Below are 25,230 nucleotides of genomic sequence, written 5' to 3'. Positions count from 1 at the left end.
AGACTGTATTCAGATGGACGCTGATAGGTTTGTTGATGAATACCCACTCAACTTCAGGAGAGTATGCAGATGGATAAGATGCTGACCGAAATAGGGAGCCATAGCCTGTTTCATGAGTACCTGAACGTGGTTGGGGTCACAAGCCCATCCCTCGCCAAGATCGAGCAACGTTGGGAATACAAGGAGCAGGAGCAACTGGTAGCCAAGATCCAGATCGACAAGCAGGGCAACGCCCGCTACTTCATCGACGCCCGCGCAATATCAGTCAACTGATACTCTGTATCCTTACCAGCCCCGGCCCACTGACCGGGGCTTTTTGTTTTCAATGACTCCGGATAACAAAAACCCCGGCACATGGCCGGGGTCTGCATATCGCCGGGTTACGACTCATTTCACTTACTGGGTGCCACCCACGGTGAGCTGATCCAGTTTGAGGGTGGGCTGGCCGACACCGACCGGCACGCTCTGCCCCTCTTTGCCGCAGATGCCGACGCCGCGATCCAGTGCAAGATCGCTACCCACCATGGAGACCTGGCTCATCGCCTCGGGGCCGTTGCCGATCAGGGTCGCGCCCTTGATGGGGGCGGTGACCTTGCCATCCTCGATGAGGTAGGCCTCTGAGGCGGAGAAGACAAACTTGCCGGAGGTGATATCCACCTGACCGCCACCGAAGTTGGGGGCATAAATACCCTTCTTCACCGAGGCGATGATCTCGGCCGGATCGTACTGACCCGCCAGCATGTAGGTGTTGGTCATGCGCGGCATCGGCATGGCGGCGTAGGATTCGCGGCGACCGTTGCCGGTGAGCGGCACCCCCATCAGACGGGCATTCTGCTTGTCCTGCAGGTAACCCTTGAGAATGCCATTCTCGATCAGCACGTTGTAGCCACCCGGCGTCCCCTCGTCATCTATGCTGACGGAGCCACGCCGACCCGGCAGGGTGCCGTCATCGACGATGGTGCAGTGTTTGGAAGCCACCTGCTCGCCGATGCGGCCAGCAAACGCGGAAGAGCCCTTGCGGTTGAAGTCCCCCTCCAGACCGTGACCCACTGCCTCGTGCAGCAGCACGCCGGGCCAGCCGGCGCCGAGCACCACCGGCATGGTACCGGCCGGCGCATCGATGGCGTCGAGGTTGACCAGCGCCTGACGCACCGCTTCGCGCACATAGCCAAAGGCACGGCTCTCCAGCCCGTCCAGTTCGAGGAACCAGTCGTAACCAAAGCGGCCACCGCCACCGGCACTGCCGCGCTCGCGACGATCGCCCTTCTCGGCAATCACGGTCACAGACAGCCGCACCAACGGGCGAATATCGGCAGCTAGGGTACCGTCGGTCGCAGCCACCAGCACCTCTTCATAGACGCCGCTGATGGAGGCCATCACCTGATTGATGGCGGGATCCAGACTTCTGGCGAACTTGTCCATCTGCTCCAGCAGGGCAATTTTCTGCTGCTTGTCGAGGGTCTGCAGCGGATCCATGGCCGGATAGAGCAGGTTCGCTTCGGTGCGCGCCCATGCCTTCACCTTGCCATGAGCACCGGCAGCGGCGATGCCGCGAGCAGCAGTGACCGACTGTTGCAGCGCCAGCAGGCTCAGTTCGTCCGAGTAGGCGAAGCCGGTCTTCTCGCCGCTGACGGCGCGTACCCCGACCCCCTGATCGATGTTGTAGCTGCCATCCTTGACGATGCCATCTTCCAGCATCCAGGACTCGTGCCAGCTGCGCTGGAAATAGAGGTCACCGAACTCCACCTGATGGCTCATCAGGCTGCCGAGCAGCTGCTGCAAGCGCCCTTCGTCGAGGTCGTTGGGGGCCAACAGGGAGGCACTAACCTGGCTCAATAGACTCAATCTTCTTCTCCACTCTCGTAACGAGATGTTTTAAATCGTCTTGCCGACGGGGTGGCAACAAGCCGCGCCATCACAACAAACGGGCATGGGCCAGCACTGGCATGGTGCGATGCAATTCGTCGATAAATCCGGGCTCCATCTGCGCCAATACGGTGCCACGCCCGGACTCCTTGCTGGCCAGCACCCGGCCCCAGGGATCGATCACCATGCTGTAGCCCCAGGTCTGGCGCCCCGTCTCGTGGGTGCCGCCCTGATTGGCCGCCACCACATAACACTGATTTTCGATGGCACGGGCCCGCAGCAGCGGCTCCCAGTGCGCCTCGCCGGTCACGGCGGTAAAGGCGGCAGGCACCAGCAGCACGCGGGCACCGGCACGTGCCAGCTGGCGGTATAGCTCGGGAAAGCGCAGATCATAACAGATCGAGAGGCCAAGGGGACCAAAGGGGGAGTCCACCACCACAGGCGACTCGCCGGGGCTGAATGTCTCCGACTCACGGTAGCGACCATGATTGTCCGCCACATCCACATCGAACAGGTGGATCTTGTGGTAGTGGCCCCTGAGCTCACCGCTTGGATCAAACACCAGCGAGCTGGTGTGGATATGGTCGGAACCTGCGATGGTGGTCGGCATAGCCCCCGCCACCAGCCAAATGCCGTACTCTCGCGCCCATTCCGCCAGTTGTTGCTGAATGGGCGCGGCTCCGCTCAGATCGGTGCTGGGGTCGGGGCCAATCGCCTCGGCACCATCCAGATAGCCCTGCCGTTCACCAAACAGGGCAAAGTTCTCCGGCAACAGCACCAGCAGCGGCCGCTCTTGGGGCAAGGCAGCCAGCTCGGCGGCGATCTGCTCCCGGTTATCCTGCCAGTGACGGCCAGATATCAGCTGTATTGCGGCTAACCACATGACTCTCTCCTTGTCCGCGTTAATCGCGATCCACAATATTCGGGTCTTTATCCATCTCGGCCAGCAGCTTGCGAAGATGATGCCTGACCAAGCCACGCTGGCCCCGTTCCGCCCATTTGAGGCAATCGAACAACTCCCACACCAGCCCATCCCCTTCGGCCATATAGGCAGGAAAGCCCCAATGGCTTGGGGCGGGGCCAGCTACCTCAAGCGCACCAAGGGAGGAGGTTTTATCGAACAGTGGCAAGTAAGGTTTGGCAAGGGGAAACTCAGCCCCCCGATCAAGGATATGGATCTCGATGCTGGACATGTCGAGGAAGATGAACCGCCAGTATGAACTGACCTCTTCATGTCTTCCTTGCCAGCAGTGAAAGACTGCCCGTTCACCCACAATGGAGCGTACAAGAGTCTCCCCCTGTTTATGAAAGCCAGGCTCGGCCAGCAACAAGACATCGACATCAGACACCCGGTCTGCGTTGCCCTTTGCAAGCGACCCGACCACAACCCCGGCATCAATCGCAGGATGGGCTTTGCCATGTTCCACGACGGCCTGCAACAACGCGAATTGAAGCGGTGGAATCTTGTCCCCGCGCTCATCCTCCATCATGACGGAACCCCGACAGCAACCGCATCCCCGGGTTGCAGGGTGTAATCCAGCACTATGATGCGCTCCAGTACCGGGCGGAAGATGGCCTTGAGAGCATCGTGATCAGGGTGGGGCAGATAGCGCTGGCGGGCAGCCTCGTCGGCGAAGGTCATCAGCACGCTGTGGGTAAACCCCTCGGCCCGCCCCTCCGGGCTGTCATCCTGGCCCCACTCGACGGCTGTCACACCGCTGACCTGATGGGGAATGTCCAGAAAGGCGGCTCGCACAGCCTCAATCTGGTCAGGCAAGGTGCCTTGTTTGAAGGCGATCAGCAGGATATGTCGGATCATGGCTCACTCCTTGTGATGGTGCAGGTCAGGGCTGGTTCGGGCTACCCGGTTGCGGATTCAGCAGAAAGGGAGTGCTCTTGGCCGCAGGCAGCTTGGGCGCCACGGCATCGACTGCCTCTTTCTGCTGCTGGTTGAGCTTGATGCGAGCGCGATCCCGGCCAGCTTCGATCAGCTTGGGATCGTCGAGCGGGCCCGAGATGCGAAAATCGATGCGGGTCACCACATCCACCACCGGCTCCAGCAGCTTGGAAAGGGCCAGTACATAAAGGCCGGTCACCGGCGTGATGGAGAAGGCGGCCACCACCGGCAGGGTCCCCCCCAGATTGGGGGAGAAGCTCAGCTCGTAATCGAGCCGCCAGCGCACCAGATCGGCAATCCCCTCGCCGCGCAGATTGCCGGCGGCCCCTTTCATAAAGAAGTCCTGATTATCCACCACCCCCTGCTTGATCTTGGCAGAGGCAGACATGGATTCGAAATAGAAGCCCTTGTCGAACACATCGCGAAAATCGAGGCGCAACTTGCGCAGCAGGGAATCGAGGCTAAGCAGAGAGAGCAGCCGGGCCCCCTTGTCGTTCACTTCGCGCAGGGTGCCGCCTTCCAGCTGATAGTTGGCACTGCCCCCCAGCGTTGGCAGGTTCGGGCGGTAGGGCACATCCTGCCAGTTGAGATCAAAGGCGAGGGAGCCGGGCGCATCACCGATGGGCGAGGTGTAGCCGAGCCGCTTGAGCAGCAGTTCGCTGTTCTTGCTGGTCAGCTTGCCACGGGCCCGGGTCTCCATCCGGTTGCCATCGGCCAGCCAGTCGACGCTGCCGGTGAGTTGGCTGCCAGCCAGCCGGATATCCAGATCCTTGAGGGTCACCTTGTTGGCGCCCGGCAGCAGCTCACCTTTCACTTCGCCAAGCGGCAGCTCGCCAAAACGGCAATCAACGCAGCTCACCCTCAACCAGGGGATGGAGGCCATGATGGCGTTATCCTGTTTGGCGTCGGGATCCGGGCTCAACTCTTCGCTCTTGCCGGACCAGTAGATACGGGCAAACTTGGCGTCGACCGGGCGGTTGGCCACCACAGGAATGCGGATCACCCCCATCACATCGGGACTGTCGAGCATCACCTCGGTCGCCTGATTGACCGGCCCCACCGTGAAGTGAGTCGCCTTGATGGTGGCGCTGCCGATATTCGCCCGCGCCAGCCGGCCATCCACCCACCACTCCTGCGGCAGGAAAGAGGGGCCAACCACGGCAGTACCGGTCGGCGCATTGCCGGAGGGCAGCCACTGCTTGAGTCGGGCCAGCCAGCCGCCGACATCAGCCTCCTGCTGGTTGATGGCGAGCAGCATGGGAACATCGCGCAGTACCCGCGCGCCCGGCTGGCCCACATCGACCCGCACCCGGCTCAGATAGGGCACACCTTCGCCGTAAACCAATCTGGTCTGCATATCCACATCCGCCCCCAGCACGGCGCGAATATCGGCACTGCCATCCCGGCCACGAGCGATCACGGTGAGCGGCAGGCGGCTGCCACTGCTCTTGGCCAGCGGCGAAGGGAGATCGAGCGCCATCCCCTGCAGAGTGGAATCGAGGCCCAGCTGGAAGCTGAACGGCTTGTCATCGGGCAAGGTCAGCCCCAGCTTGCCGCCCCAGTTGCTGCGGCCGTTGAGGATGCCGTATGAGGAGATGGCAGCGGGCTGGCGCCGGCTATCCCACTGGCCTTTGAAATCGAGGTCGACCTGATAGCGGTCAGGATGCTGGCGCCCCTGATAGTTGAGAGTGAGCGGCTGATTCCACAGGGTCGCCCTGAGGTTGCTGAAGCGGGTCTGCTCGTTGTCATATTCGAGCCGCCCCTGCACCTTCTCCAGCGGCAGGTCCAGACTGGCGACCCGCACCTTGTTGTTGTTGAAGGTGGCATCGCCGCTCGCCTTCACCTCGCTCTCGCCGTCGAGGGGGATATCGAGCTTGAGCGCCCCCTTGAGTGGGCCACGCACCTCGATCTCCTCCAGCGCCTGTCCCACCGAACTGCCCAACGGGGAGTCCTGCAGATAGTCGCTGATGGCTTTGCCCTCGCCCTGAACCTGCGCATCCACGTAAAGATGGCCACCCGGTGCGAGATCGGGGATCCAGGCATGCACCGAATCCGAGCTCGCCTTGCCCAGTTTGGTAGAGCGGCTGCGCATATCGAGGCTGGCATTCTGGAACAAGAGATCGATCTGCAGGTCGGTAAGTGGTTGCCAACCGGGGAAGAATTCGTAGGTGGCCTGCTCCAGCGGCACCGCGACCTGGAAGATGCCCTCACCCTTCTCGTAGGGGAAATCCCTGAACTCGCCATACCAGAGCAAGTCGGCCCCCTTGGCCCTGCCCCCCTTGATGGCACCACTCAGGTAATCAACCAGCTCCTTGTCCATCACCTGCAGCGGGAAGTAGCGATAGGCATGACCCGCATTCTTTACATCGATGCGGCCGGTCAGCGCGAGGAAAGGGTGCTCGAACAGATCGAGGCGAAAGCGGCTGGCCAGGGTCAGATCCGGGTTATCCAGCGCGATATCCTGCCCGTAGATCACCCAGCCTTGTGTCTCGCGCCACCAGTCGAGACGGGCCGAGAAGCTGTCGACCGGGATCGGCTCCTTGAAGTGGCGGGCCGGATCCAGCGTGTCCTTGGCCAGCGCCAGTCTGGCACTGCCTCCCGTTGGCGTCAGCCAGAACTCGCCGTTGAGATCCTGCATCCCGGGTACATCCTGCCACGCTTTGAGGCGCACCTTGCTGAAACGACCACTGAGGGAGAGATCCTGCCAATTGGCGTTGGCCAGCAGGGTGAGGTCCTGCACCGAGCCCTGCGGATTGGTCTGGCGCAGGGTCTCGCAGAGCGTCGGGTAGAGCGCCGAGACCAGCTGACTCATCTGGGTGATCTTGTCGAACTCTATGCTGGGCAGATAGCCCTGCACCCGATCCCCGATCCGCTCCAGCTGCAAGCGGCTCTGCAACCAGGGCTGACCATCCAGCTTGAAGGTGACGTTGTGGCTCGCCAGTTGCCAGTCGGTGCCGTCCCGGCGTAGCTGGATCTTGCCGCCATCGAGGCCGAAACGGTGCATATCCCCGTTCTTGGGATCCTTCCAGATCAGGTAGTTGGATCCGAATGCCAGCAGGGTATTGCCCAGCTGACCGTTGGCGAAATCGCTCCAGAGCTGAAAGTCGAGCAGACCGGTGATGGTCGGCTCGCCAGCGTGGATCCGCGCCAACATGGGGCTGATATCGAGGCGGTTGGCGCCAAGATAGAGCTGCCCCTTGAGGCGATCGAGACGCGCTTCCGGTGCTTCAACATCAAGGATCAGGTCGAGGGTGCTCTCGCCCACCCCGTTGATGAGATAGGCCTTGCCGACCCCCTGATGGCGCTTGCCGCGGTTCTGCCAGCGCAGATGGGCGATATCGAGTGCCCGCATGTCACCGAGCGCAGTAGTGACGCTGAGGCGGGTATCGTGCACATCGAAGGTGGAGAGCTGGGTCAGCAGAAAGCGCAGCAGGGCTCCCTGCTGGGGATCGCCGGATGGGCTGTCGTCAGCCGGTTGGCTGAAATCGAGGGTGATGTCGCCATCGCTCAGGATCAGCTCGCCAAAGACCGGCTTGAGCTGGTTGAGGGTGCGCCAGAAGTCGAGATGAACCCAGGCCTTGCCGAGCTTGATGGTATAGCGCCTGGAGTCGGGGGCGACGGCGAGCTGTTGCAGCTCGAGGGCCGGGCCGGACTGTGTCCAGCTCAGCCCAATCTGATCAACGCTGACCTTGATTTGCGAATCGCCGAGCAGAGAGTTGATAAGGCTCTCCCGGTACTGATTCAGCAAAGGGCCTCCGACCCGTACCAGCGTGACCAGCATGGCCAGCAGTACGAACAGAACCCCCAGGGCCAACCAGCCCCGACTCAGCCAGCGATAGACCAATTACATCATCACCACGTCGAACTGCTCCTGACCACAGAGGGGTTCGCTCACCACCCGCACCTGCTTGCCGATGAATACTTCCAGCTCTGCCAGACTGTGGGACTCCTCGCCATGGAGATAATCGGCCACCGCAGGCGCGGCGTAGACGGTGAACTGATCCGCATCGTAGGCGCGATTGACCCGGATGATCTCCCGCAGGATCTCGAAGCAGACCGACTCCACCGTCTTGACCCGCCCCCGCCCCTTGCACTCGGGACATTCGGAGCAGAGCACATGCTCCAGACTCTCGCGGGTGCGTTTGCGGGTCATCTCCACCAGACCGAGCTGGGAGAAACCGTTGACGTTGGTCTTGGCTCTGTCCTTGGACAACGCCTGCTCCAGACTGTGCAGCACCCGACGGCGGTGATCCTCGGACTGCATATCGATGAAGTCGATGATGATGATGCCGCCAAGATTGCGCAGGCGCAGGTGACGGGCGATGGCCGCCGTCGCCTCGACGTTGGTGTTGAAGATGGTCTCTTCCAGATTGCGATGGCCGACAAAGGCGCCGGTGTTGATATCCACCGTGGTCATGGCTTCGGTCTGGTCAATGATGAGGTAGCCGCCGGATTTGAGCTCCACCTTGCGCTCCAGCGCCCGCTGGATCTCGTTCTCCACATCGTAGAGATCGAAGATGGGCGACTCGCCGGGGTAGTACTCCAGCTTGCTGGCCAGCTCCGGCACGTACTCCTCGGTGAAGCGCTTGAGCTGATCGAAGCTCTGACGGGAGTCAACGCGGATCTTGTCGAGCTCGGCACCGACGAAGTCGCGCACTACCCGGAATGCCAGGCTGGGATCCTCGTAGAGGATCTTGCAGGGGGGATACTTCTGCTTGCGCTCGAGGATCTTGCGCCACAGCCGTTTCAGGAATGCGGCATCCTGCTCCAGCTCCTGCTCCCCCACCCCTTCGGCGGCGGTGCGGATGATGTAGCCGCCCAGCTCATCCACATAGCCGGCCACGGTACGCTTGAGACGCTCGCGCTCGGCTTCGGACTCGATACGCTGGGAGACGCCGACGTGGGCACTGCCCGGCATAAAGACCAGATAGCGGGATGGCAGGGTGATGTCGGTGGTGAGACGGGCCCCCTTGGTGCCCAGCGGATCTTTCACCACCTGCACCATGATGTCCTGCCCCTGACGCACCAGCTCGGCGATGTTGCCGACCTGAAACTGCTCTTTCTCCTTTACCGCCACACACTCGGTGTGGGGGACGATATCGGAGGCATGCAAAAAGGCCGCCTTGTCCATGCCGATATCGACGAAGGCCGCCTGCATGCCCGGGAGTACCCGGCTGATCTTGCCTTTGTAGATGTTGCCGACAATGCCGCGCTTGGCCTGACGCTCTACGTGCACTTCCTGCAGCAGACCGTTTTCGACCAGGGCGACCCGGGTTTCGGAGGGGGTAACGTTAACCAGCAGTTCTACCGACATAAGTAACCTTGCCTGTTCCAGTTTTGAATTCTTATACAGCCAATCCGGTACAACGCGCGCAAGGACGAACGCAGCAGCACAGCTGACGGGAAATTACCTGAGCTGTTCCAGATGATGCTTGATCAGCAGATCCGTTTCCAGCAGGGGCAGGCCGACCACGGCGCTGTAGCTCCCCTCGATACGGCTGACGAACTTGCCAGCAATACCCTGAATGCCGTAGGCCCCGGCCTTGTCACAGGGCTCACCGGTCTGCCAGTAGGCCTCGATTTCGGCCTCGTCCAGCTTGCGAAATGCCACGTTGGTGGTGACCAGTCGCACGTCACAACGATCCTTGCTGGCCAGCGCCACCGCCGTCATCACCTGATGTACCTTGCCGGAGAGCGCCTCCAGCATGTCTTTCGCATCGAGCAGATCGGACGGTTTCTCCAGCACTCTGTCGCCCAGCACCACTATGGTGTCGGCGCCCAGCACCGGCAATGCGTCAGGCGCGATGGCCACACCGGCCATCGCCTTGTCGCGGGCGAGACGGCAGACATAATCCTGCGCCTTTTCGCCCTCTTCCCGCTGCTCGGGCACATCGAGTTTCAACACCTCGAAACGGTAGCCAAGCTGGGTCAGCAGTTCGCGACGACGGGGAGAACCCGACGCAAGATAGAGTTGCAGTTCGTTGTTTTTGCTCATATTTACCTGATATTGAAGCGGCGCCGCACTTTGCGCAACACCAGAAACACCCAGGGCCATATTAGCATCGTCGTCAACGTCGACCAAAAGTAGGCGAAGTTGAGGCTGGCCCGGCTAAACAGGTGCTCGGCCCAGAAGACCGTCAGTTTGCCCACCAGCGAGAGGCAACCGATGATCAGCGCCTGCTGCCAGAGGGAGAAGTTGCGGATCTTCTGGAACTGGAAGGCCGCCAGATAGGTGGTGATGGCCATCGCCATGGCGCGCACGCCGAGGGTGCTGCCAAGCAGCACATCCAGCAGCAGACCGGCCACCCAGGCGGTACCGACGTTGGTCCGGTGCGGCAACGCCAGTGCCCAGTAGATGAGCACCATGGCCAGCCAGTCCGGACGGAATGGATCAAATTCAAAGGGAAGCGGCAGGATCGACAGGCTTAAAGCCAGCAGGTTCGAGATCCAGATCCAGATCCTGCCACTGGCGGGTTGCAGCATCAGCGAGTGGCTCCTGCGGCGGACGCAGCGGCAGCGGGGGCCGGGCGTTCGCCATCCTTGTCATTTACCTCGGGCTTCTTGTCGGTCCACAGCAGCAGCAGATAGCGCAAACGATCCAGCTCGACCAACGGTTTGGCCTCGATCTGGGCGAAGGGCTTGCCCTCCACATATTCGGAGCGGGTCACGGTCGCCACCGGATAACCTTCCGGGAAGCGGCCACCAAGACCGGAGGTGACCAGCAGATCACCCACCTGAATATCGGTGTTGCGCGGCAGATTGCGCAGCTCCAGCTTGTCGAGCTCGCCACTGCCGGAAGCGATGGCGCGCAAATCGTTGCGCAGCACCCGCACCGGAATGCCGTGGCTGGAATCGGTGATCAGCAGCACGCGACTGGTGGTGGAGCCCACATGGAGCACCTGACCAATCACCCCCTGATCGTTGATCACAGCCTGACCGTTGTAGACGCCATCCAGCGCCCCCTTGTTGATCAGCACCTGATGGCTGAAGGGGTCGGAGTCCACCGACAGCAGCTCGGCCACCATCTTGCGGGACTCTTTGTGTACCGGCGAACCGAGCAGCTCACGCAGCCGCTGGTTCTCGTGCTCCAGCTGATCCATTTTGAGCAGGCGGGCGCGCAGGGTGAACAGCTGCTGCTCCTGCTGCTTGGTCTGCTCGATGAGATCGGCACGGGTCTGCACCTGGGTCGACATGGTGTCGAGCAGGGTGCCGGGCGCATTGGCCATGTACTGCAACGGACTGACTAACGAACTGAGGTAGACGCGGACGTGGCTGAACACACCGAAGCGGGAATCCGCGACGATGGCAGCAATGGAGATGATGACGGCGAGAAACAACCGTAACTGAAGCGAAGGGCCTCTACCAAAAATGGGTTTCATGGGTCGTCAAAAAAGAGCCGGCACGCTGGCCGGCTTTGGGTCTTATTCGTAGTGGAACAGATCGCCACCGTGCATATCGATCAGCTCCAGCGCCTTGCCGCCGCCACGGGCCACACAGGTGAGGGGATCTTCGGCAACGACGACGGGGATACCGGTCTCTTCCATCAGCAGACGGTCGATATCTTTCAGCAACGCACCACCACCGGTCAGCACCATGCCGCGCTCGGAGATGTCGGAGGCCAGTTCCGGCGGAGACTGTTCCAGCGCAACCATCACGGCAGCCACGATACCGGACAGCGGCTCTTGCAGCGCTTCCAGGATCTCGTTGGAGTTCAGGGTAAAGCTGCGCGGCACACCTTCAGCCAGGTTGCGACCACGGACTTCGATCTCGCGCACCTCTTCGCCCGGGTAGGCGGAACCGATCTCGTGCTTGATGCGCTCGGCAGTAGCTTCACCGATCAGGCTACCGTAGTTGCGACGAACGTAGCTGATGATCGCTTCGTCAAACTTGTCGCCACCGATACGGACAGACTGGGAGTAAACCACACCGTTCAGGGAGATGATGGCCACTTCGGTAGTACCACCACCGATATCAACCACCATGGAACCGGTCGCTTCAGAGACCGGCAGGCCGGCACCGATGGCAGCGGCCATAGGCTCGTCGATCAGGTAAACCTCACGGGCACCGGCACCCAGAGCGGATTCCTTGATGGCGCGACGCTCAACCTGAGTGGAGCCACACGGTACACACACCAGCACACGCGGGCTGGGGCGGAAATAGTTGTTGTCGTGAACCTGCTTGATGAAGTGCTGCAGCATCTTCTCGGTCACGTAAAAATCGGCAATCACGCCGTCTTTCATCGGGCGGATCGCGGAGATGTTGCCCGGGGTACGGCCCAGCATCTGCTTGGCGGCATGACCGACAGCAGCGACCGATTTGGCGTTCCCGCGCTCTTGGCGAATGGCGACAACTGAGGGTTCGTTAAGGACGATCCCTTGATCTTTTACATAGATCAGGGTGTTGGCAGTTCCCAAATCGATCGACAGATCGTTGGAAAAGACGCCTCTGAGCTTTTTGAACATGGCTACGGGAAATCCTAAGAATTTGGAGGTGCAGAAAACCGGCTAACTTTACCAATGCCCACCCCAATGGGCAAGCGCTCAAACTGTCGCCAATCAATCAAGCGCGACAAAAGTGCGAGTCATTACTCACTTGCTCAGGCTTGCCAGCCCTCATAAACAGGGTGTTGGGGGGAGAAGATGCTCCTCACCCCCTGTTGTGGCACTTCAACGCAATATTTCACGGCGATAGATAATTCTGTCATTACCGCGGGTCGAACCGAAGATGGCCTCCCCTTGCAGGGTCAGCGGATCGGAGAGCCAGAGTGGTGATGAGGGTTGCTTCGCCAGATCCACCTTGTAGGGGATCCGCACTGAAATATTGGGTTTGGCAAACTGGAACCGTATCTCGCCATCCTTGGCCATGGCAGACATAGCGCCCGGTGCCGAACTGCCCAGCCCCAGCTTGATGGTACGCCCGGTTCCCAGATTGAGGCTGCTGGTTGCCGCATCAAACGAGTGGCTTGGATTTAGGAACGCAATCCCCTGACCAGCAAGGGATAGCGGAGTGCACTGATCAAGCTTGTTTAACACCCAGTTGCCAGCTTCGTAATATTGCAGCTGCAATGGCACCGCCAAATCCGCGGATGCAAGACCTGCCGCAGTGCCCGCCATCAGCCGGCCAAAATAGGCCTGCATGGGCACGCTGTCGATCAGACGGGCATTACAGCTGGCGCCGCTGCAGTTGCCGACCACGGCATCGTTGAAGTCAGGCGTAGCGATCAGGGTATTGCCGCCGTCGTTGTCGTTCATATAGAGGCCGAACAGCAGCGACTTATAGGGACCATCCGGCTGGGTATCAGAAAGACGGGCCAACGACGTGGTGCCGTTATTCAACACCGCCTTACCGTTGGCCCATGGCAGCGAAGCAAGGCTGGTCAGCCGGCTCGCCAGAGATTTGCCGTCCTTGTTGTTGGCGACGGAAATATAGGCACTGCCCTTGGCGAAGGCGCCAGTATAGTTCTGGGTCTGTCCCCCAGACTGGTTGCGAGCCCGCACATCCAGCGTCACCCCAAAAGGTTGCCCCATATAGGAGAAGACGTTGCAGGCCGGCATTATGTCGCCACTGACCAGATTGAAGTCGGTCGGCACAAAACGCCCCAGTGGCGCGCTCTGGGCTGAAGGGATGGTATAACCGAAGTAACCATTGGCTGGCGGGGTTGCCGTCATGTTGAATACCCCAACCTCGTTCACCGTCTGGTTGACGGTGTTGATACTGTTGGTTGCCGCCGCATGGTTATAGGTTGCGGTTCCTACCGTGGCATTGGTACCAGGTGTCGGCGCAACCAGGGTAGTGCCAAGGGCAATACCATTCAGGACAAAGTTGGGAGTGGCCTGATTCCCCGTACAGAGATCGTTGTCACTACCTGACTCCCAGGCCATAGCCTGGATCTGGATCGGGAAAGTCGCCCCCGTCTTTCGGAAAACCGGGCAGCTGGCGTAATTGCCGGAACAGCTACCACTGGAGCTGGTGATACAGAGCCCCACCGGCCGAGCCACAAACTGATCCGATCCTGTCATGATCAGGCCGGCCTCATTGCCACTACCGTCATAGCGAGCATCCAGCTGCACCTGACCGGCATCGGGATACGCGACCGTTATGGAAGATTGCCCCTGAGCATCAAAAGCGAGAGAGAGGGGGGTTGCAGCGCCCTGACTGGCACCAATCATACTGCCGTTGACGCTCATCTGGCTGTTATAGGCGTTACTGACAGGGGTGATATAGCTGCTCCAGAACTTGACGCTCTTGGTCTGGCTGGCAAAGCCCGGCACGCACTGCTTGGTCACATCGCTTTTTTTGACCGCCTTGATGGTGACCGTCTGTGGCTGATTGGAGTAGGTGTCCGGCACATCGAAGAAGAAGCCGCTATCGGCAAAACTCAGGGTGCAGGCGGCCGCACTGGGAGTCCCGGCCCCGGCCTTGCACAAGGTGGTACTGAATGGCTTGGTCGTTGGCGTCGAGCCGGAAACGCCTATGGTCACCGCGGTCGGCGTATTGTTGCGCAACTGCACCGTGGTCGAACCGCCGCTAAAGGTCACCGTATTGCCGCCAATCCAACCATTACTGGCAGAAGTAGGGGTAAGACTCAGGGTCGCAGTCACCGAGTCTGTGATAAGCGTGGTACAAGCGGCATCAGCGCACGCCTTGACCGTCACCGTCTCGGGATTACAGGTCAGCGGCTGACCGGAGTAATCAAGCTGAAAGTGGTCAATCTGCACCCCGATGGGATTGGAGCGCAGGGCGCAGATCTGGAAATTATCTATCTCGTGATAGTTGGTTACTGAACCGGTTGAGCCAGTCAGAGAGAGAAGGAAGTTGCTGGGCACCGCTGTTTGACCGGTCTGGCTCAGCATATTGATAGGACTGATCAGTGTATTGTACCCCCCACCGGTATCACGCTCGACTTTGACCAGAGACTGCCCACTGGTGCGAGAGTCAACCGTGATGCGATAGCGATGGGGACGATTACTGTTGGTGCCACTATCCACCGAGGGGCTGAGATAGCTACTGGAGCCAGAAAGATAGCGATAGCCAGAATAACCTGAGCCCGACCCTCGTATCGAAACTGCTTGTGGCCGGGAGCCAGGGTTATAATCCCCTCCCTCGTTAGCGTAGTTACCATATTCGTCAAGCCCGACCCCGAGCCAACCGCCGGCAAAACCGCTAAACCCGGTTTTGTAGCCATAGCCAAGCGGGCCGCCAAAAGCACCCGGCTGCGGCGTCAGCGTTGCGTCGGAGAGCACTACCGCCATGCCGTCAGCGCCACTCGTCCCAGAGGTCTTGTAGGCATATTGATCGAACTCGACTGTGACCAGGTTGCCGGCTCCCGGGAAGAGGCGCTGGAATGTAGCGGAAGTGGCCTGGTTGGTGACATTTTGAGTAAGGCGCAAACGGCCATTTTGCACCGATGGCAGGGTACTGCTGTTGCGCTGAGCCACGACCCAGTTGTCAGGATTGATCTGAGCACTGCCAAATCCGTCAGCAAAACAGGTCAGCATAGGGGCCAGTACAGCTTGGTTGATACTAGATTGTGCATCCATCTTCAAATAGCCAGCCGTCACCCGACCGTAAATGGTGGCGCTGTTATTCATAGTGAGCAGACCATCTGTGTAGAGGTAACCATAAAACGTGGTGCCATTGTCTATCACCATGTTGTTGTAGTTAACCCAGATGAGGCTGCCCTGATTATTCGCGTTGATACTGACAGTATTCAGTAATGTCACATCCTGATTCACGAAGATCCGGGTGGTGCCACTACCTGACAGGCGGATAGTTCCATTATCTATAGCCAGCTTGTCGATGAAATAATCCCCATCACCCAATACCAGAGTCGCATTGTTGCGCACCGTCAGGTTTCTGATTTGGTAGGTACTGCGGCTAGGGAAAGTCATGGTGCAATTTTCGACTGTCATCGAGCCATAAGCTGCACTCGATGCAGCTTGCGAACCAGAGAAACAGCTCTGGCTCGTATTGGAAGTGGTGGCAAGAAACGCATTATTGCCATTCAAAGCCAGACCGCGAATATCACTACCGGTGATGCTACAAACTTTGTATCCACCAGCCCCATCATCACAACGAGGCGTATTATTCGGATCCGGCTGGATGGAACAGAAATTGATCTGCTGACCGCCAGTGCCATTGATCTTGGCGTTGTTGAATTGAGTCAGTTGATAGCCATTTACCTGATGACAGGCATCACTATTGTTGCCATGGTGCCCTTGCACCACAGCAGGAAAAAGTAAACCGGTATCAATGGGATCAAATGCCCATACCTGGCTAGTGAAAAAAACCAGCGCCCAGAGCCATCGCATCATCAGCCTCCATCAAAAGCTTCCACCATCACGGTTCTGCTCACCATAAAATCAGGGCTATCCGAGGTGAGATCGCTGGTACCGCATGTACCGACACTCTCCAGTCGATAGCCGTTGGTCACGGTTCCGTTGTAAGTTACCGGCACACTGCCGCAACGAACCACAGCCTGACACCCCGCAAGCCCGGGATTGGCGGTAAAGTTGACTGAAGTGGTTGCCGGGCACAACGCGGGAGGAGCCGGCTGGGCGAGAGTGCGATTGGGAAACAACCGATAGAGCGCCACTTCCAGCCCGCTCTGGGCAGCCAGCAGAGCCCGCACGCTGCGCACCTCCACCGTATTTTTCTCGCCGCTGTCGACCAGAAAACGGCCCATGGCCGCAGCCAGCAGTGCCATGACAACAATGACGAAGAGCGCGATCATCAGGGCGCTCCCCTGCATAGCTCTGGGTGAGCGCGAATCAAGGGACATTGAGCACCTCGATCTTGTGGTTGAACGTGACCGACTCCCCCTTGCGCTCGAATACGAAGCGCATGCCAAACTCCCCTTCCGATTTGAAGGCTGAGGTTTCCCGATAGAAATTGCCGGAAGCAAGAGAATCGGCCATCAACACGCCGGTGGCAGGCAAGGATGCACTGATGGCAGCACTTGCCCGGGTGATCGTGCTGCCCTCCACGCAATAGCGAACCTGCTGATTGGCAAAATAAACCCGGCTCCCCGGCGAGAGGCCGGCCAGACTCTCGGCACTGGTATAGCGGATGGATTGTGCACCGGATACCGGAGTCTGCACTGCTGTGACGTTGGCCACGCAGCGCCCGTAATCACAACCACTGCTCAGGGAACCCGCACTGGAATTGGGTAACGGAAAGACCACCATCAGATCACCGACTTTGACCGCGGTCGCATCAGTGCTCAGGGGATCCGTCGCGGCGGCAGGCGTTGCCATCACCAGCTCCAGCGTGGAGCTGCTGCCAGATACCGTTTTGTTCAGGGCAAGGTAGCGGCTGGAGGTGCTGATGGGCCAGAAGCGCAGACAGGCACCGGAATCAACCCAGAAGCCGCCCGCAGTCTCGATCCGCTCAGAACCGGGCACCGCATTACGCAGCTCGCGGTTTAGCCGCTCCATGGCAAAGCGGGCATCGCTCATCAGCTGCTCACGGCTGCTGGCATCGCCGTAGATCTGGGTGCCAATACCGATAAACTGGCTGGTAAAGGTCGCCATGATCCCGAGCAGCAAAATTACCATCACCAGCTCGACCAGAGTAAAACCGCTGGCTGAACGAGTGCTATGGCTCCGTTGGATAACTCTGCCCATCAGTAATTCCCCCGATAGAAGGAGAAATCGAGCACGCTCTGATTGGGCAGGCGAACCTGCAAATCAATGCGCTTGCCTACCGAGCAGGGGGCCGTGCAGCTCTTGAAGGTGCCATCGCTAAAATCAACGGCACTGACAGCGATTTTGACCTGATAGTTGCGATACTCATCGCTGCCGATACCTGACGAAGTCTGGGTAAACCAGCTGGCATCCCGCCAGTTGCCTGCTGTATCGAAGTCATCCACATCGTTGTAGGCATAAGGGGCCGGTTCACCATCAGAACCATAACTGCCTGAACAGGGTGCAATCGTCACACCGGCAACCTGTTCGCCACAGCGATAACGACCGCCATTATGATCCGACTGCTCATCAAACGACTTTTGCAGGATCTCGCCAGTCAGGCGCTGGGCCAACTGGGCGGCACGCACCTGCTGCACCGGATCAACCGCCTGCGGCGCCTGATTGATGAGTAAACCGAGAATGCCGGTCAGCGCCACCGCCAGCAGCACTATGCCGACGATCAGCTCGATCAGGGTAAAACCGCGTTCAGGGGTTCTCATGGATATAGCCCTCTGACTCGATCCTGATTGCCCCCGTCTCGCGACCATCGCTTACCTGCAGGGTACATCCCGCACTGCAAACCCCGATTGGCCGTCCCATCTGATCGAAACGGAGCACAAAGCTACTGCTGTTATTAAGGGAGATAGTCATACCGGCAGAAGGCGTGACCGGACGACCACGGGTGCGTTGATTGCCACTCCAGCTGGCAATAGCGCCAGGTGCGGGACAAACTGCGCCGGCAAAAGCCTGGGTAATATGAGCAAAACTGGATGAATCGACCACCAGCTGGGTGCAGCGGTTGGCAGGCTCATGCATATTGACGGTTTGCACCAAGCGCAGCCGGGTCAGCAACTCATCACGCAAACTTTGAGTTTCAAAGCCGCCTTTGCCCAGCCATTTGGGCACAGCAAAGGCGGCCAGAATCCCGAGTAATAGGATGACAATAACTAATTCAATAAGGGTAAAACCATGTCTGCCAATTAATCCTTGTCGCATGCCACAATTACCCATTTGAAGAAGGCTGAGAGCAAACTCTCAGCCTTCAGTATCATCTTGTTAATTACAAGCGTTCGTGACTGCAGATGGAACCGCAGTTGAAGTAGCTTCGGTATAAGTTACATAGCAAGTTGCCGAACTGGTAGATACTCCGTTCGGGAAAATCTTGATGGATGCAGGGTTAGAACCTGTCGGGGCTGCAAACACCCAATCATTTGCGTTCAGCTCAACAACGGCGGACAAAGCAGCTGAAGTCGCAACAGGGTAGCCAAACAGAGTCGAAACTGTCTTGCCATTGCCCAGATCCAAGGTATAGGCAGTGCTTTCTTTATCTTTGCCTTTAAGCACAGCCTTGCTGTAAACCATGGCGCCAGCCGAGCTCAAGGATCCTTCAACCCCTTTCAAAGTGGACGTTCTTGCATCATCCTGCAGATTCAGGAACTTGGGAGCGGCAGTCACTGCCAGAATACCCAGAATGATGATCACGATAACCAGTTCGATCAGGGTAAAACCCGCCTGTTTTTTCATTGCACTTTCCTCTGTCAATTAATGTTGGTAGTCACCTGACCGGAGGCCGGACGGTAACTGAAACTCATAAATGCATCAGTACTGCCTTGCGGATCCTGATACTTGCCATCGCTGCCCTTACTTAAACTATTGACCAGATAGTAACGGCAGACCGAATCCAGTCCATTACTGCTCACGGTGGCATAGTATTTCAGGTCATTACCACTACCGCGCACTTCACTGAAGCTGGCCGTAGCCTTGGGTGGGTTTTGCAGCAACCCCTCCCAAATTTTCAGACACCGCGCGGCCGTCAGATTGGCAGGATCCACATCGGGAGTGCCGCCAGCCGCGGTATCCATCGGATAGCCCGGCGATAACTCGCCGTTGCTGATCTGGGTATCGGTCGGTGTTGTGAGATAGAAACGGGAACCGTCATAGAGTACGGTGTTGAGGCTATCCTGTTTGGCCCGACCCTCGGCTTCCCACTGGGCCCGCACCAGAGATACCCCGGTAGCAAAACCGCCGGAGACCCCCTCGACACTGGCCTTCTTCGCCTCGTCAGTCACATCGAGAAAACGGGGCAACGCCGTTACCGCCAGGATCCCCAGGATCACGATGACGATCACCAGCTCAATCAGAGAGAAACCTGCCGTCCGTTTCATCATCCCTCTCATTGGCACTCTCAGTGCCGTTGATTTCATTGTCATGCACCCTCCCCAATAGAGCCTGTATTATTTCATGCAGACTCAAAAAAATCATGCCGTTAGGCTCTATCATCGCCCTTGTTCAAGGTGATTTAATCACGCGCCCGTCAGAAAATTGATAAAAGAGCCAATAACCATCCCACCCGATGTCGCAACCACTGCCATCGGCGCGGGCCAAAAATTGCAGAGGAGGTAGCTCCTCCTGTTGTTCTCCCATCAGCGCCAGCCACAGCTGCCGGCAATCAGCGGAAGGGGATTGCAGTGGCGACAGACCAAGCGGCCAGCCTCGCTCATCGAAATGCCAACCCTGCTCACCAACATAAAGTGTCCGTGGCCGCCGCTCATCGAGCCAGAGGCCGTGTAAACGTTGTGCCCGCTCGGCAAATTGCACACCCAGCAGGGTGAGAGTGAGCTGCTGTGCCTCCTCCCGGTTGTGCTGATAAGTGCGCGCCAGCGTAGCCACAATAATCATCAGCAGGATCACCACTGCAATCCGCCGATAGCCGCCGAGCCAGCGGTCATCCTGCACTGCCTGTCTGCTCATCCAGCCCTCGACTCCCCGCGGCTACGCCAGCAAATTACTTGCCTCTTACGGCCCTCATCATGTCCCACATCGGAGTGAAGATACCCAGCGCCAGGATCAGCACCATGACCGCCACAATCCCGATCAGAATCGGCTCGATCCGCGCGGTGAGGCTCTTGAGGTCATAGTCGACCTCTCGCTCGTAATATTCGGCAGCTTCATGGAGCAGGTCATCGACCTGACCGGTCTCTTCACCCACCGCAATCATCTGCATTACCAACGGGGTAAACAGACCACTGCTGCTGGCGGTGCGCAGCAGGCTCTCGCCCCGCTCGATCCCGGCCCGCATATCACGGATCCGGCCAGCCATCCAAGCGTTATCCACCGCATCGGCAACCAGCGTCAGGGCCGTATTGAGCGGTACCCCGGCTTTAAGCATCATGGAAAAACTGCGGGCAAAACGGGCCAGCAGAGAGCGCTCTATGATGGTTCCGACGATAGGCAACCTGAGTTGCCAGCGATGCCAGGTCAGCTTGCCCTTGGGGGTAGCAACCCAGCGCCGCCAGCTGACGACAATAGCAATCAGGATGGCAAGCATCAGCCACCAGTAGTGCACAAAGAAGTGGGAGGTTGCTAGCAGGATCCGGGTCGCCAGCGGCAGCTCCACCCCGAATTTGGCAAACATGCCGGCAAAGACCGGTATCACCATGATATTGAGGATCACCATGGCAATGCCGATGGCAATCAGCACGAAGCTGGGATAACGCATCGCCGTCTTGATCCGCTTGCGGGTCTCCAGCTCCAACTCGAAATAGGTGGCAAGCTGCAGGAAGGCCTCTTCCAGCTGACCGGTGTTCTCCCCGACGTGAATAATCGCGATAAAGAGACTGCTGAACACTCTGGGGTGAGCCTGCATCGAGCTCGACAAGGGTCGGCCGTTGCCCAGATCCTCTCCCAGCGCATGGAGCGCACGTTTGAGCGGCTTGCTGTGGGTGCTCTCCTCCAGCCCGGCGATAGCGCGCAGGATCGGGATCCCGGCCCGGGTCAGGGCATACATCTGGCGGCAGAAGATCACCAGCTCGTCGAGTTTGACACCACCTTCCAGCAGCAGCGACCAGTTAAGCTCAGCCCCCTTGGCCTTGCCCGGTTTGAGCTCGGTAGGCATCACGCCACGGCGCATCAATTGCTCGGCCGCCGCCATTTCGTTGGCCGCCTCAACCACACCACTGGTAGCGTTGCCCTGGCTGTCGCGCCCCTTGTAGGCAAAGTTAGCCATCGCTTACCCCAAATCCTCTGCCAGCCGGAGAACCTCATCCACCGAGGTGATCCCCTCACGGGCATAATCGAGGGCCGTGAGGGCCAGCGGCCGATAGTGCTCATGCTGACGGGCCGCCTTGGCAAAACCCTCAGCGTCATTGCGGCGCAGTGCATCCATCATCGGCTGATCCAGCTCCAGCAACTCGTACACCCCGATCCGGCCCGAATAGCCGGTGAAGTTGCAGCTCTGGCAACCCCGCCCCTTGTGATAGGTATGCTGACCGGGGGCTTCTCCCGAGAGCACGGTAAGCCAAGTAGTCTGTCCTTCGTCCGGCACCTTCTCCTCGACGCAGTGTTCGCAAATCCGTCTCACCAGTCGCTGGGCGACGACCGCACGCAGGGCACTGGCCACCAGATAGCCGGGAGCCCCCATATCGATCAGGCGAAGGGCACTGGTCACCGCATCGTTGGTATGCAAGGTGGTCAACACCAGGTGACCTGTGATGGCGCCACGCAAACCAATCTCCACCGTCTCGTTATCGCGCATCTCGCCCACCAGCAGGATGTCCGGGTCCTGACGCAAGGTAGAACGCAGCACGTGGGAGAAGGTGAGACCAATCTTGGGGTTGACCTGCACCTGGCTGATGCGAGGTAAACGGTACTCCACCGGATCTTCAACCGTGATGATCTTCTGACTCGCCTGATTAAGCTCTGAGAGCGCGCCATAGAGGGTCGTAGTCTTGCCGCTACCAGTTGGCCCCGTTACCAGAATCATGCCGTGTGGCCGTTTGAGCTGACGGCGGAAACGGGTCAGGATATCGGGCGGCATCCCGGTTTCAGTCAGCGAGAGGATGCCCGAGGATTGATCCAGCAGACGCATCACCACCGACTCGCCATACTGTACCGGCATGGTGGACATCCGCACATCCACATCACGACCGCGCACCTTCATGTTGAAACGGCCATCCTGTGGCAAGCGCTTCTCGGAGATATCGAGCCCCGCCACCAGCTTGAGACGCAGCACCAGCGCCTGGGCGATACGCACCTCGTTGAGGATATTCTCGTGGAGGATGCCGTCGATCCGCTGGCGAATGCGCAACACCTTCTCGTCCGGCTCGATATGGATATCCGAGGCGCCAACCTGCACCGCGTCTTCAAACAGGGAGCGCAGCAGCTTGGCCACCGTCGCCTCCCCCTCATCATTAACTCCCAGATTGCTGGAGCCCAGCTCGAAGCCGGAGTCCTGATACTCCTCCTGCAGCTGTTCGGCGAAGCTCTCGATTTCGCGGGTACGGCGGTAGAGCCGGTCGAAATACTCCAGCAGTTGCCCTTCTCGGGCAACCGCCAGCACCATGATGCGCGGGCTTAGCAGCGCAGCGATGGCATCCAATGCACTCAGATCGGCCGGATCAGACATGGCCACCGTCACCCGATCATCGGTGAGATTGACCGCCAGCGCCCGGTAACGGCGCGCCTGCACCTCGGGTAACAGCGGCACGGCGGCAGCATCTATGGTGAGGTTGTTGAGATCGAAGAAAGGCACATCCAGCTGACGGGCGAGGAATTGCAGCAACTGCACCTCGCTGATAAAGCCGAGGTCGATGAGGGTGGTGCCCAGCTTGCGGCCGGTCTGACGCTGCTGCTGCAGCGCGAGCTGCAGCTGATCATCGGAGATGATCTGCTCTTGTACAAGCAGGTCGCCGAGGCGCATTTTCAGTCTGGGTTGTGCCATTGCTACTCCGATTCCTGTTGTTCTCTTCCCCCTTGCTCCATCTGATCCGGTGATCGTCAGGGAGCAAGCTGGGCAATCCGTTGTTCCAGCCAGTTGGTGGATGCTTCACCCAGGTTGCCATGCAGCTGGGCATTACGATAGGCATCGAGGGCACGCTGGCTGTGGCCCTGACCATCCTCGGCCACACCGAGCCCAAGCCACCAGCGTCCCTGATCAGGCTGCTGACGCAGCAGCTTCACATAGAGATTGGCCGCCTCGACATTCTGTCCCAACTCCTGCGCCAGTCCGGCCCAGGTGGCGTAATAGTCCAGATTGCTGGCGAGATCGGGCTGATAACCAGCCAACCAGCCCAGCGCCTGCTGCTGCAACCCCTCGCTAATGGCAAGACGCGCCAGTAGCAGGCGAAAATCGGCCTGTTGCGGATCGAGCCGGATCCCCTCCTCCAGCAGCTGGCGTGCCTCGGTCAGCCGCCCTTCTCCGTAGAGCAAGCCAGCCAGCTGTTCACGGGCGCCCTGGTTATAGGGATCGTGGGCCAGCACGTCGTAGTAGTTGTCCTGCGCATCGCGCATATTGCCCTTGGCCATAGCGGTAGTCGCCTTGCGCTCTGAGAGCGCTGCCAGCTCTTTGGGTGACAGCTCGACCGTTTCAATCTTGAGCACGCTCGGCTTGCGCGGTGCGGCGGCAGCCTGCTGTTCTGCGGCCAGCTCGGCATACAACTCGGGCTGCAGCTCCTCATCGGTCGGCGTCCGCTGGTCAATCTCGCTGGAGGCGTCAAAGGGAGCACCTTCCCCCTGAGCCAGCGATGCCTCGTCTTCTGCCTCTTCCTCTGCAGGTTCCGCCTGACGGGGCAGTGGCAGGGTAGCGGCCACTTCGGCCGATGCGGCTGAAGCGACCGGCTCGGCAACCCGGGCAACCGCATCGGGAGCGGCCTGCTCACTGACTACATTGGCCTGCGGAGCTACCACACGGGTTTGCTGCCAGTAGATCCAGGTGCGCCACCCAAGGATCCCGAGTGCCAGCCCGCAGAGCAGGGTGAGCAGCAACATCCACCAACCCTGCTGGCGCGCCGGAGCGACATAGACGGCAGCCCCTTCGGCGCCTTGCTGGCGCTGCTCCAGATCTTTCAGCATCTGGTTGATCACGCTCATGACCAGACTCCATAAGCCAGGGCACATCCCAGCAATAGCAACAGTGGCCACCAGCGCTGCGGCGCAAAGCGACTGGCATCGTCGGTATCGCGAATGGCGAGCCCTACCAGCCGGCCATCAACCTGACGAGCACCCTGACCATAGGCCAGCATCAGGCACTTGTGCGCCAGGATGTTGATAAGCCTTGGCACCCCGCGCGAGGCGCGCCACAGCAGGCGCAAGGCGCGGCCGGCGAACAGCGGCGCACCACGATAGCCGGAGACCTGCAATCTGTGCTCCAGATAGGCACGAGTCTCGTCAAAACTGAGTGGTCGCAGGCGATAGGAGAAGCCAATGCGCTGGCGCAGCTGACGCAGATTGGTTTTGGCCAGCCGCACATCCAGTTCGGGCTGACCAAACAGCACTATCTGCAACAGTTTGCTCGACTCGGTTTCCAGATTGCCAAACAGCCGAATGGCCTCCAGCGTCTCGTCCGGCAGAGCCTGTGCCTCGTCGATCAGAACCACCACCCGACTCCCCTGCTGATGCAGGCTGATCAGATGGCGATGGATGCGATCGGTGAGATCCAGCTCGCTCTGATCCCGCACTGACAACCCCAGCTCCAGCGCCAGTGCGGTGCGCAGCTCGGCCGGACTGAGGTGGGGATTGGGCAGCCAGGCCAGGCGTACCGGGCACTCTTCCGAGCCCAGCTCGCTCAGCAGTTTGCGGCAGAGCAGGGTCTTGCCGGTACCCACTTCGCCGGTCACCTTGATAAACCCTTCCCCCTGAGCCAGCGCCCAGTTGAGCACCTGCAGCGCCTCTTCATGAGGCGGCAGGCCGTAGTAGAAACCGGTGTTGGGGGTAAGGCTGAACGGCGCCTCCTGCAGGCCGAAATGGGTCAGGTACATCAGTCGTTACCTGCAACCGCGGGCAAGA

At 59.5% G+C, this 25,230-nt stretch carries 24 protein-coding genes; 2 read left to right on the top strand and 22 right to left on the bottom strand.

Annotated features, from left to right (window positions below):
- Window positions 1-69: 69 nt before the first annotated feature.
- A complete protein-coding gene (locus AACR93_RS12750; RefSeq protein ID WP_033112613.1) occupies window positions 70-273 on the top strand; it encodes a hypothetical protein in 204 nt (67 codons plus the stop codon).
- Between the two features lie 123 nt (window positions 274-396).
- Here the strand turns inward: AACR93_RS12750 and tldD are convergent, their stop codons facing one another.
- The 11 genes from tldD to AACR93_RS12695 all read right to left on the bottom strand — a co-directional run bounded on the left by tldD (window position 397) and on the right by AACR93_RS12695 (window position 15,654).
- Window positions 397-1,845 carry a metalloprotease TldD gene (gene tldD / locus AACR93_RS12745; protein ID WP_043851029.1) on the bottom strand — a complete coding sequence of 483 codons (1,449 nt, stop codon included), beginning with the start codon at window positions 1,843-1,845 and terminating at the stop codon, window positions 397-399.
- Window positions 1,846-1,915: 70 nt separating this feature from the next.
- Window positions 1,916-2,749, bottom strand: coding sequence for a carbon-nitrogen hydrolase family protein (locus AACR93_RS12740; RefSeq protein WP_043851028.1), 834 nt, complete (start codon window positions 2,747-2,749; stop codon window positions 1,916-1,918).
- A 19-nt stretch (window positions 2,750-2,768) separates the two neighbouring features.
- Window positions 2,769-3,356, bottom strand: coding sequence for a nucleotidyltransferase domain-containing protein (locus tag AACR93_RS12735; RefSeq protein WP_043851027.1), 588 nt, complete (start codon window positions 3,354-3,356; stop codon window positions 2,769-2,771).
- Window positions 3,353-3,685 (bottom strand): Dabb family protein, encoded by a 333-nt coding sequence (locus tag AACR93_RS12730; protein WP_043851026.1) that lies wholly within the window; start codon window positions 3,683-3,685, stop codon window positions 3,353-3,355. Before AACR93_RS12730 ends, AACR93_RS12735 begins: the two co-directional genes overlap by 4 nt.
- 25 nt (window positions 3,686-3,710) lie before the next feature.
- A complete protein-coding gene (locus tag AACR93_RS12725; protein WP_043851025.1) occupies window positions 3,711-7,607 on the bottom strand; it encodes a YhdP family protein in 3,897 nt (1,298 codons plus the stop codon).
- A complete protein-coding gene (rng, locus tag AACR93_RS12720; RefSeq protein WP_005340056.1) occupies window positions 7,608-9,077 on the bottom strand; it encodes a ribonuclease G in 1,470 nt (489 codons plus the stop codon).
- A gap of 93 nt (window positions 9,078-9,170) precedes the next feature.
- Entirely contained in the window at window positions 9,171-9,758 is a 588-nt protein-coding gene (locus AACR93_RS12715; RefSeq protein WP_033112547.1) for a Maf family protein, read from the bottom strand.
- Window positions 9,759-9,760: 2 nt separating this feature from the next.
- Window positions 9,761-10,246 (bottom strand): rod shape-determining protein MreD, encoded by a 486-nt coding sequence (gene mreD / locus AACR93_RS12710; protein WP_043851024.1) that lies wholly within the window; start codon window positions 10,244-10,246, stop codon window positions 9,761-9,763.
- Complete coding sequence (gene mreC, locus AACR93_RS12705) at window positions 10,246-11,142, bottom strand: rod shape-determining protein MreC (RefSeq protein ID WP_033112549.1); 897 nt, start codon at window positions 11,140-11,142, stop codon at window positions 10,246-10,248. Before mreC ends, mreD begins: the two co-directional genes overlap by 1 nt.
- A 42-nt stretch (window positions 11,143-11,184) precedes the next feature.
- Window positions 11,185-12,225 (bottom strand): rod shape-determining protein, encoded by a 1,041-nt coding sequence (locus tag AACR93_RS12700; RefSeq protein WP_005340051.1) that lies wholly within the window; start codon window positions 12,223-12,225, stop codon window positions 11,185-11,187.
- Window positions 12,226-12,429: 204 nt separating this feature from the next.
- Window positions 12,430-15,654, bottom strand: coding sequence for a DUF6701 domain-containing protein (locus tag AACR93_RS12695; protein ID WP_269429852.1), 3,225 nt, complete (start codon window positions 15,652-15,654; stop codon window positions 12,430-12,432).
- Between the two features lie 48 nt (window positions 15,655-15,702).
- Here AACR93_RS12695 and AACR93_RS12690 point away from each other — a divergent pair, with 48 nt between their 5' ends.
- Window positions 15,703-16,005 carry a hypothetical protein gene (locus tag AACR93_RS12690; RefSeq protein ID WP_269429851.1) on the top strand — a complete coding sequence of 101 codons (303 nt, stop codon included), beginning with the start codon at window positions 15,703-15,705 and terminating at the stop codon, window positions 16,003-16,005.
- A gap of 71 nt (window positions 16,006-16,076) precedes the next feature.
- Here AACR93_RS12690 and AACR93_RS12685 read toward each other — a convergent pair whose 3' ends face one another.
- The 11 genes from AACR93_RS12685 to AACR93_RS12635 all read right to left on the bottom strand — a co-directional run bounded on the left by AACR93_RS12685 (window position 16,077) and on the right by AACR93_RS12635 (window position 25,202).
- Window positions 16,077-16,496, bottom strand: a complete 420-nt coding sequence (locus tag AACR93_RS12685) for an MSHA biogenesis protein MshP (RefSeq protein WP_082044112.1) — start codon at window positions 16,494-16,496, stop codon at window positions 16,077-16,079.
- A 37-nt stretch (window positions 16,497-16,533) separates the two neighbouring features.
- A complete protein-coding gene (locus AACR93_RS12680; RefSeq protein WP_082044109.1) occupies window positions 16,534-17,388 on the bottom strand; it encodes a type II secretion system protein in 855 nt (284 codons plus the stop codon).
- On the bottom strand, window positions 17,388-17,948 hold the full coding sequence (locus AACR93_RS12675; protein ID WP_043851021.1) for a type IV pilus modification PilV family protein: 561 nt from the start codon (window positions 17,946-17,948) through the stop codon (window positions 17,388-17,390). Before AACR93_RS12675 ends, AACR93_RS12680 begins: the two co-directional genes overlap by 1 nt.
- Window positions 17,935-18,444: a pilus assembly FimT family protein gene (locus tag AACR93_RS12670; protein WP_043851020.1), complete on the bottom strand. Its 510-nt coding sequence runs from the start codon at window positions 18,442-18,444 to the stop codon at window positions 17,935-17,937. The genes AACR93_RS12675 and AACR93_RS12670 overlap by 14 nt, the downstream gene beginning before the upstream one ends.
- 60 nt (window positions 18,445-18,504) lie before the next feature.
- Window positions 18,505-18,972, bottom strand: a complete 468-nt coding sequence (locus AACR93_RS12665; protein ID WP_043851019.1) for a prepilin-type N-terminal cleavage/methylation domain-containing protein — start codon at window positions 18,970-18,972, stop codon at window positions 18,505-18,507.
- Between the two features lie 14 nt (window positions 18,973-18,986).
- On the bottom strand, window positions 18,987-19,658 hold the full coding sequence (mshB, locus tag AACR93_RS12660; RefSeq protein WP_104016474.1) for an MSHA fimbrial major subunit MshB: 672 nt from the start codon (window positions 19,656-19,658) through the stop codon (window positions 18,987-18,989).
- Between the two features lie 79 nt (window positions 19,659-19,737).
- A complete protein-coding gene (locus AACR93_RS12655; RefSeq protein ID WP_043851017.1) occupies window positions 19,738-20,199 on the bottom strand; it encodes a hypothetical protein in 462 nt (153 codons plus the stop codon).
- Between the two features lie 34 nt (window positions 20,200-20,233).
- On the bottom strand, window positions 20,234-21,454 hold the full coding sequence (locus tag AACR93_RS12650; RefSeq protein WP_043851016.1) for a type II secretion system F family protein: 1,221 nt from the start codon (window positions 21,452-21,454) through the stop codon (window positions 20,234-20,236).
- A gap of 3 nt (window positions 21,455-21,457) precedes the next feature.
- Window positions 21,458-23,167: an MSHA fimbrial ATPase MshE gene (mshE, locus tag AACR93_RS12645; protein ID WP_043851015.1), complete on the bottom strand. Its 1,710-nt coding sequence runs from the start codon at window positions 23,165-23,167 to the stop codon at window positions 21,458-21,460.
- A 56-nt stretch (window positions 23,168-23,223) separates the two neighbouring features.
- Complete coding sequence (locus tag AACR93_RS12640) at window positions 23,224-24,315, bottom strand: tetratricopeptide repeat protein (protein ID WP_043851014.1); 1,092 nt, start codon at window positions 24,313-24,315, stop codon at window positions 23,224-23,226.
- Window positions 24,312-25,202 carry an ExeA family protein gene (locus AACR93_RS12635; protein ID WP_043851013.1) on the bottom strand — a complete coding sequence of 297 codons (891 nt, stop codon included), beginning with the start codon at window positions 25,200-25,202 and terminating at the stop codon, window positions 24,312-24,314. The genes AACR93_RS12640 and AACR93_RS12635 overlap by 4 nt, the downstream gene beginning before the upstream one ends.
- Window positions 25,203-25,230 lie beyond the last annotated feature (28 nt).

Source organism: Aeromonas sp. L_1B5_3, from assembly GCF_963866575.1.
GTDB classification, from domain to species: Bacteria; Pseudomonadota; Gammaproteobacteria; order Enterobacterales; family Aeromonadaceae; genus Aeromonas; species Aeromonas jandaei.
Note: the sequence above shows the minus strand (reverse complement) of the source record. Positions and strands in the feature narration are given on the sequence as shown.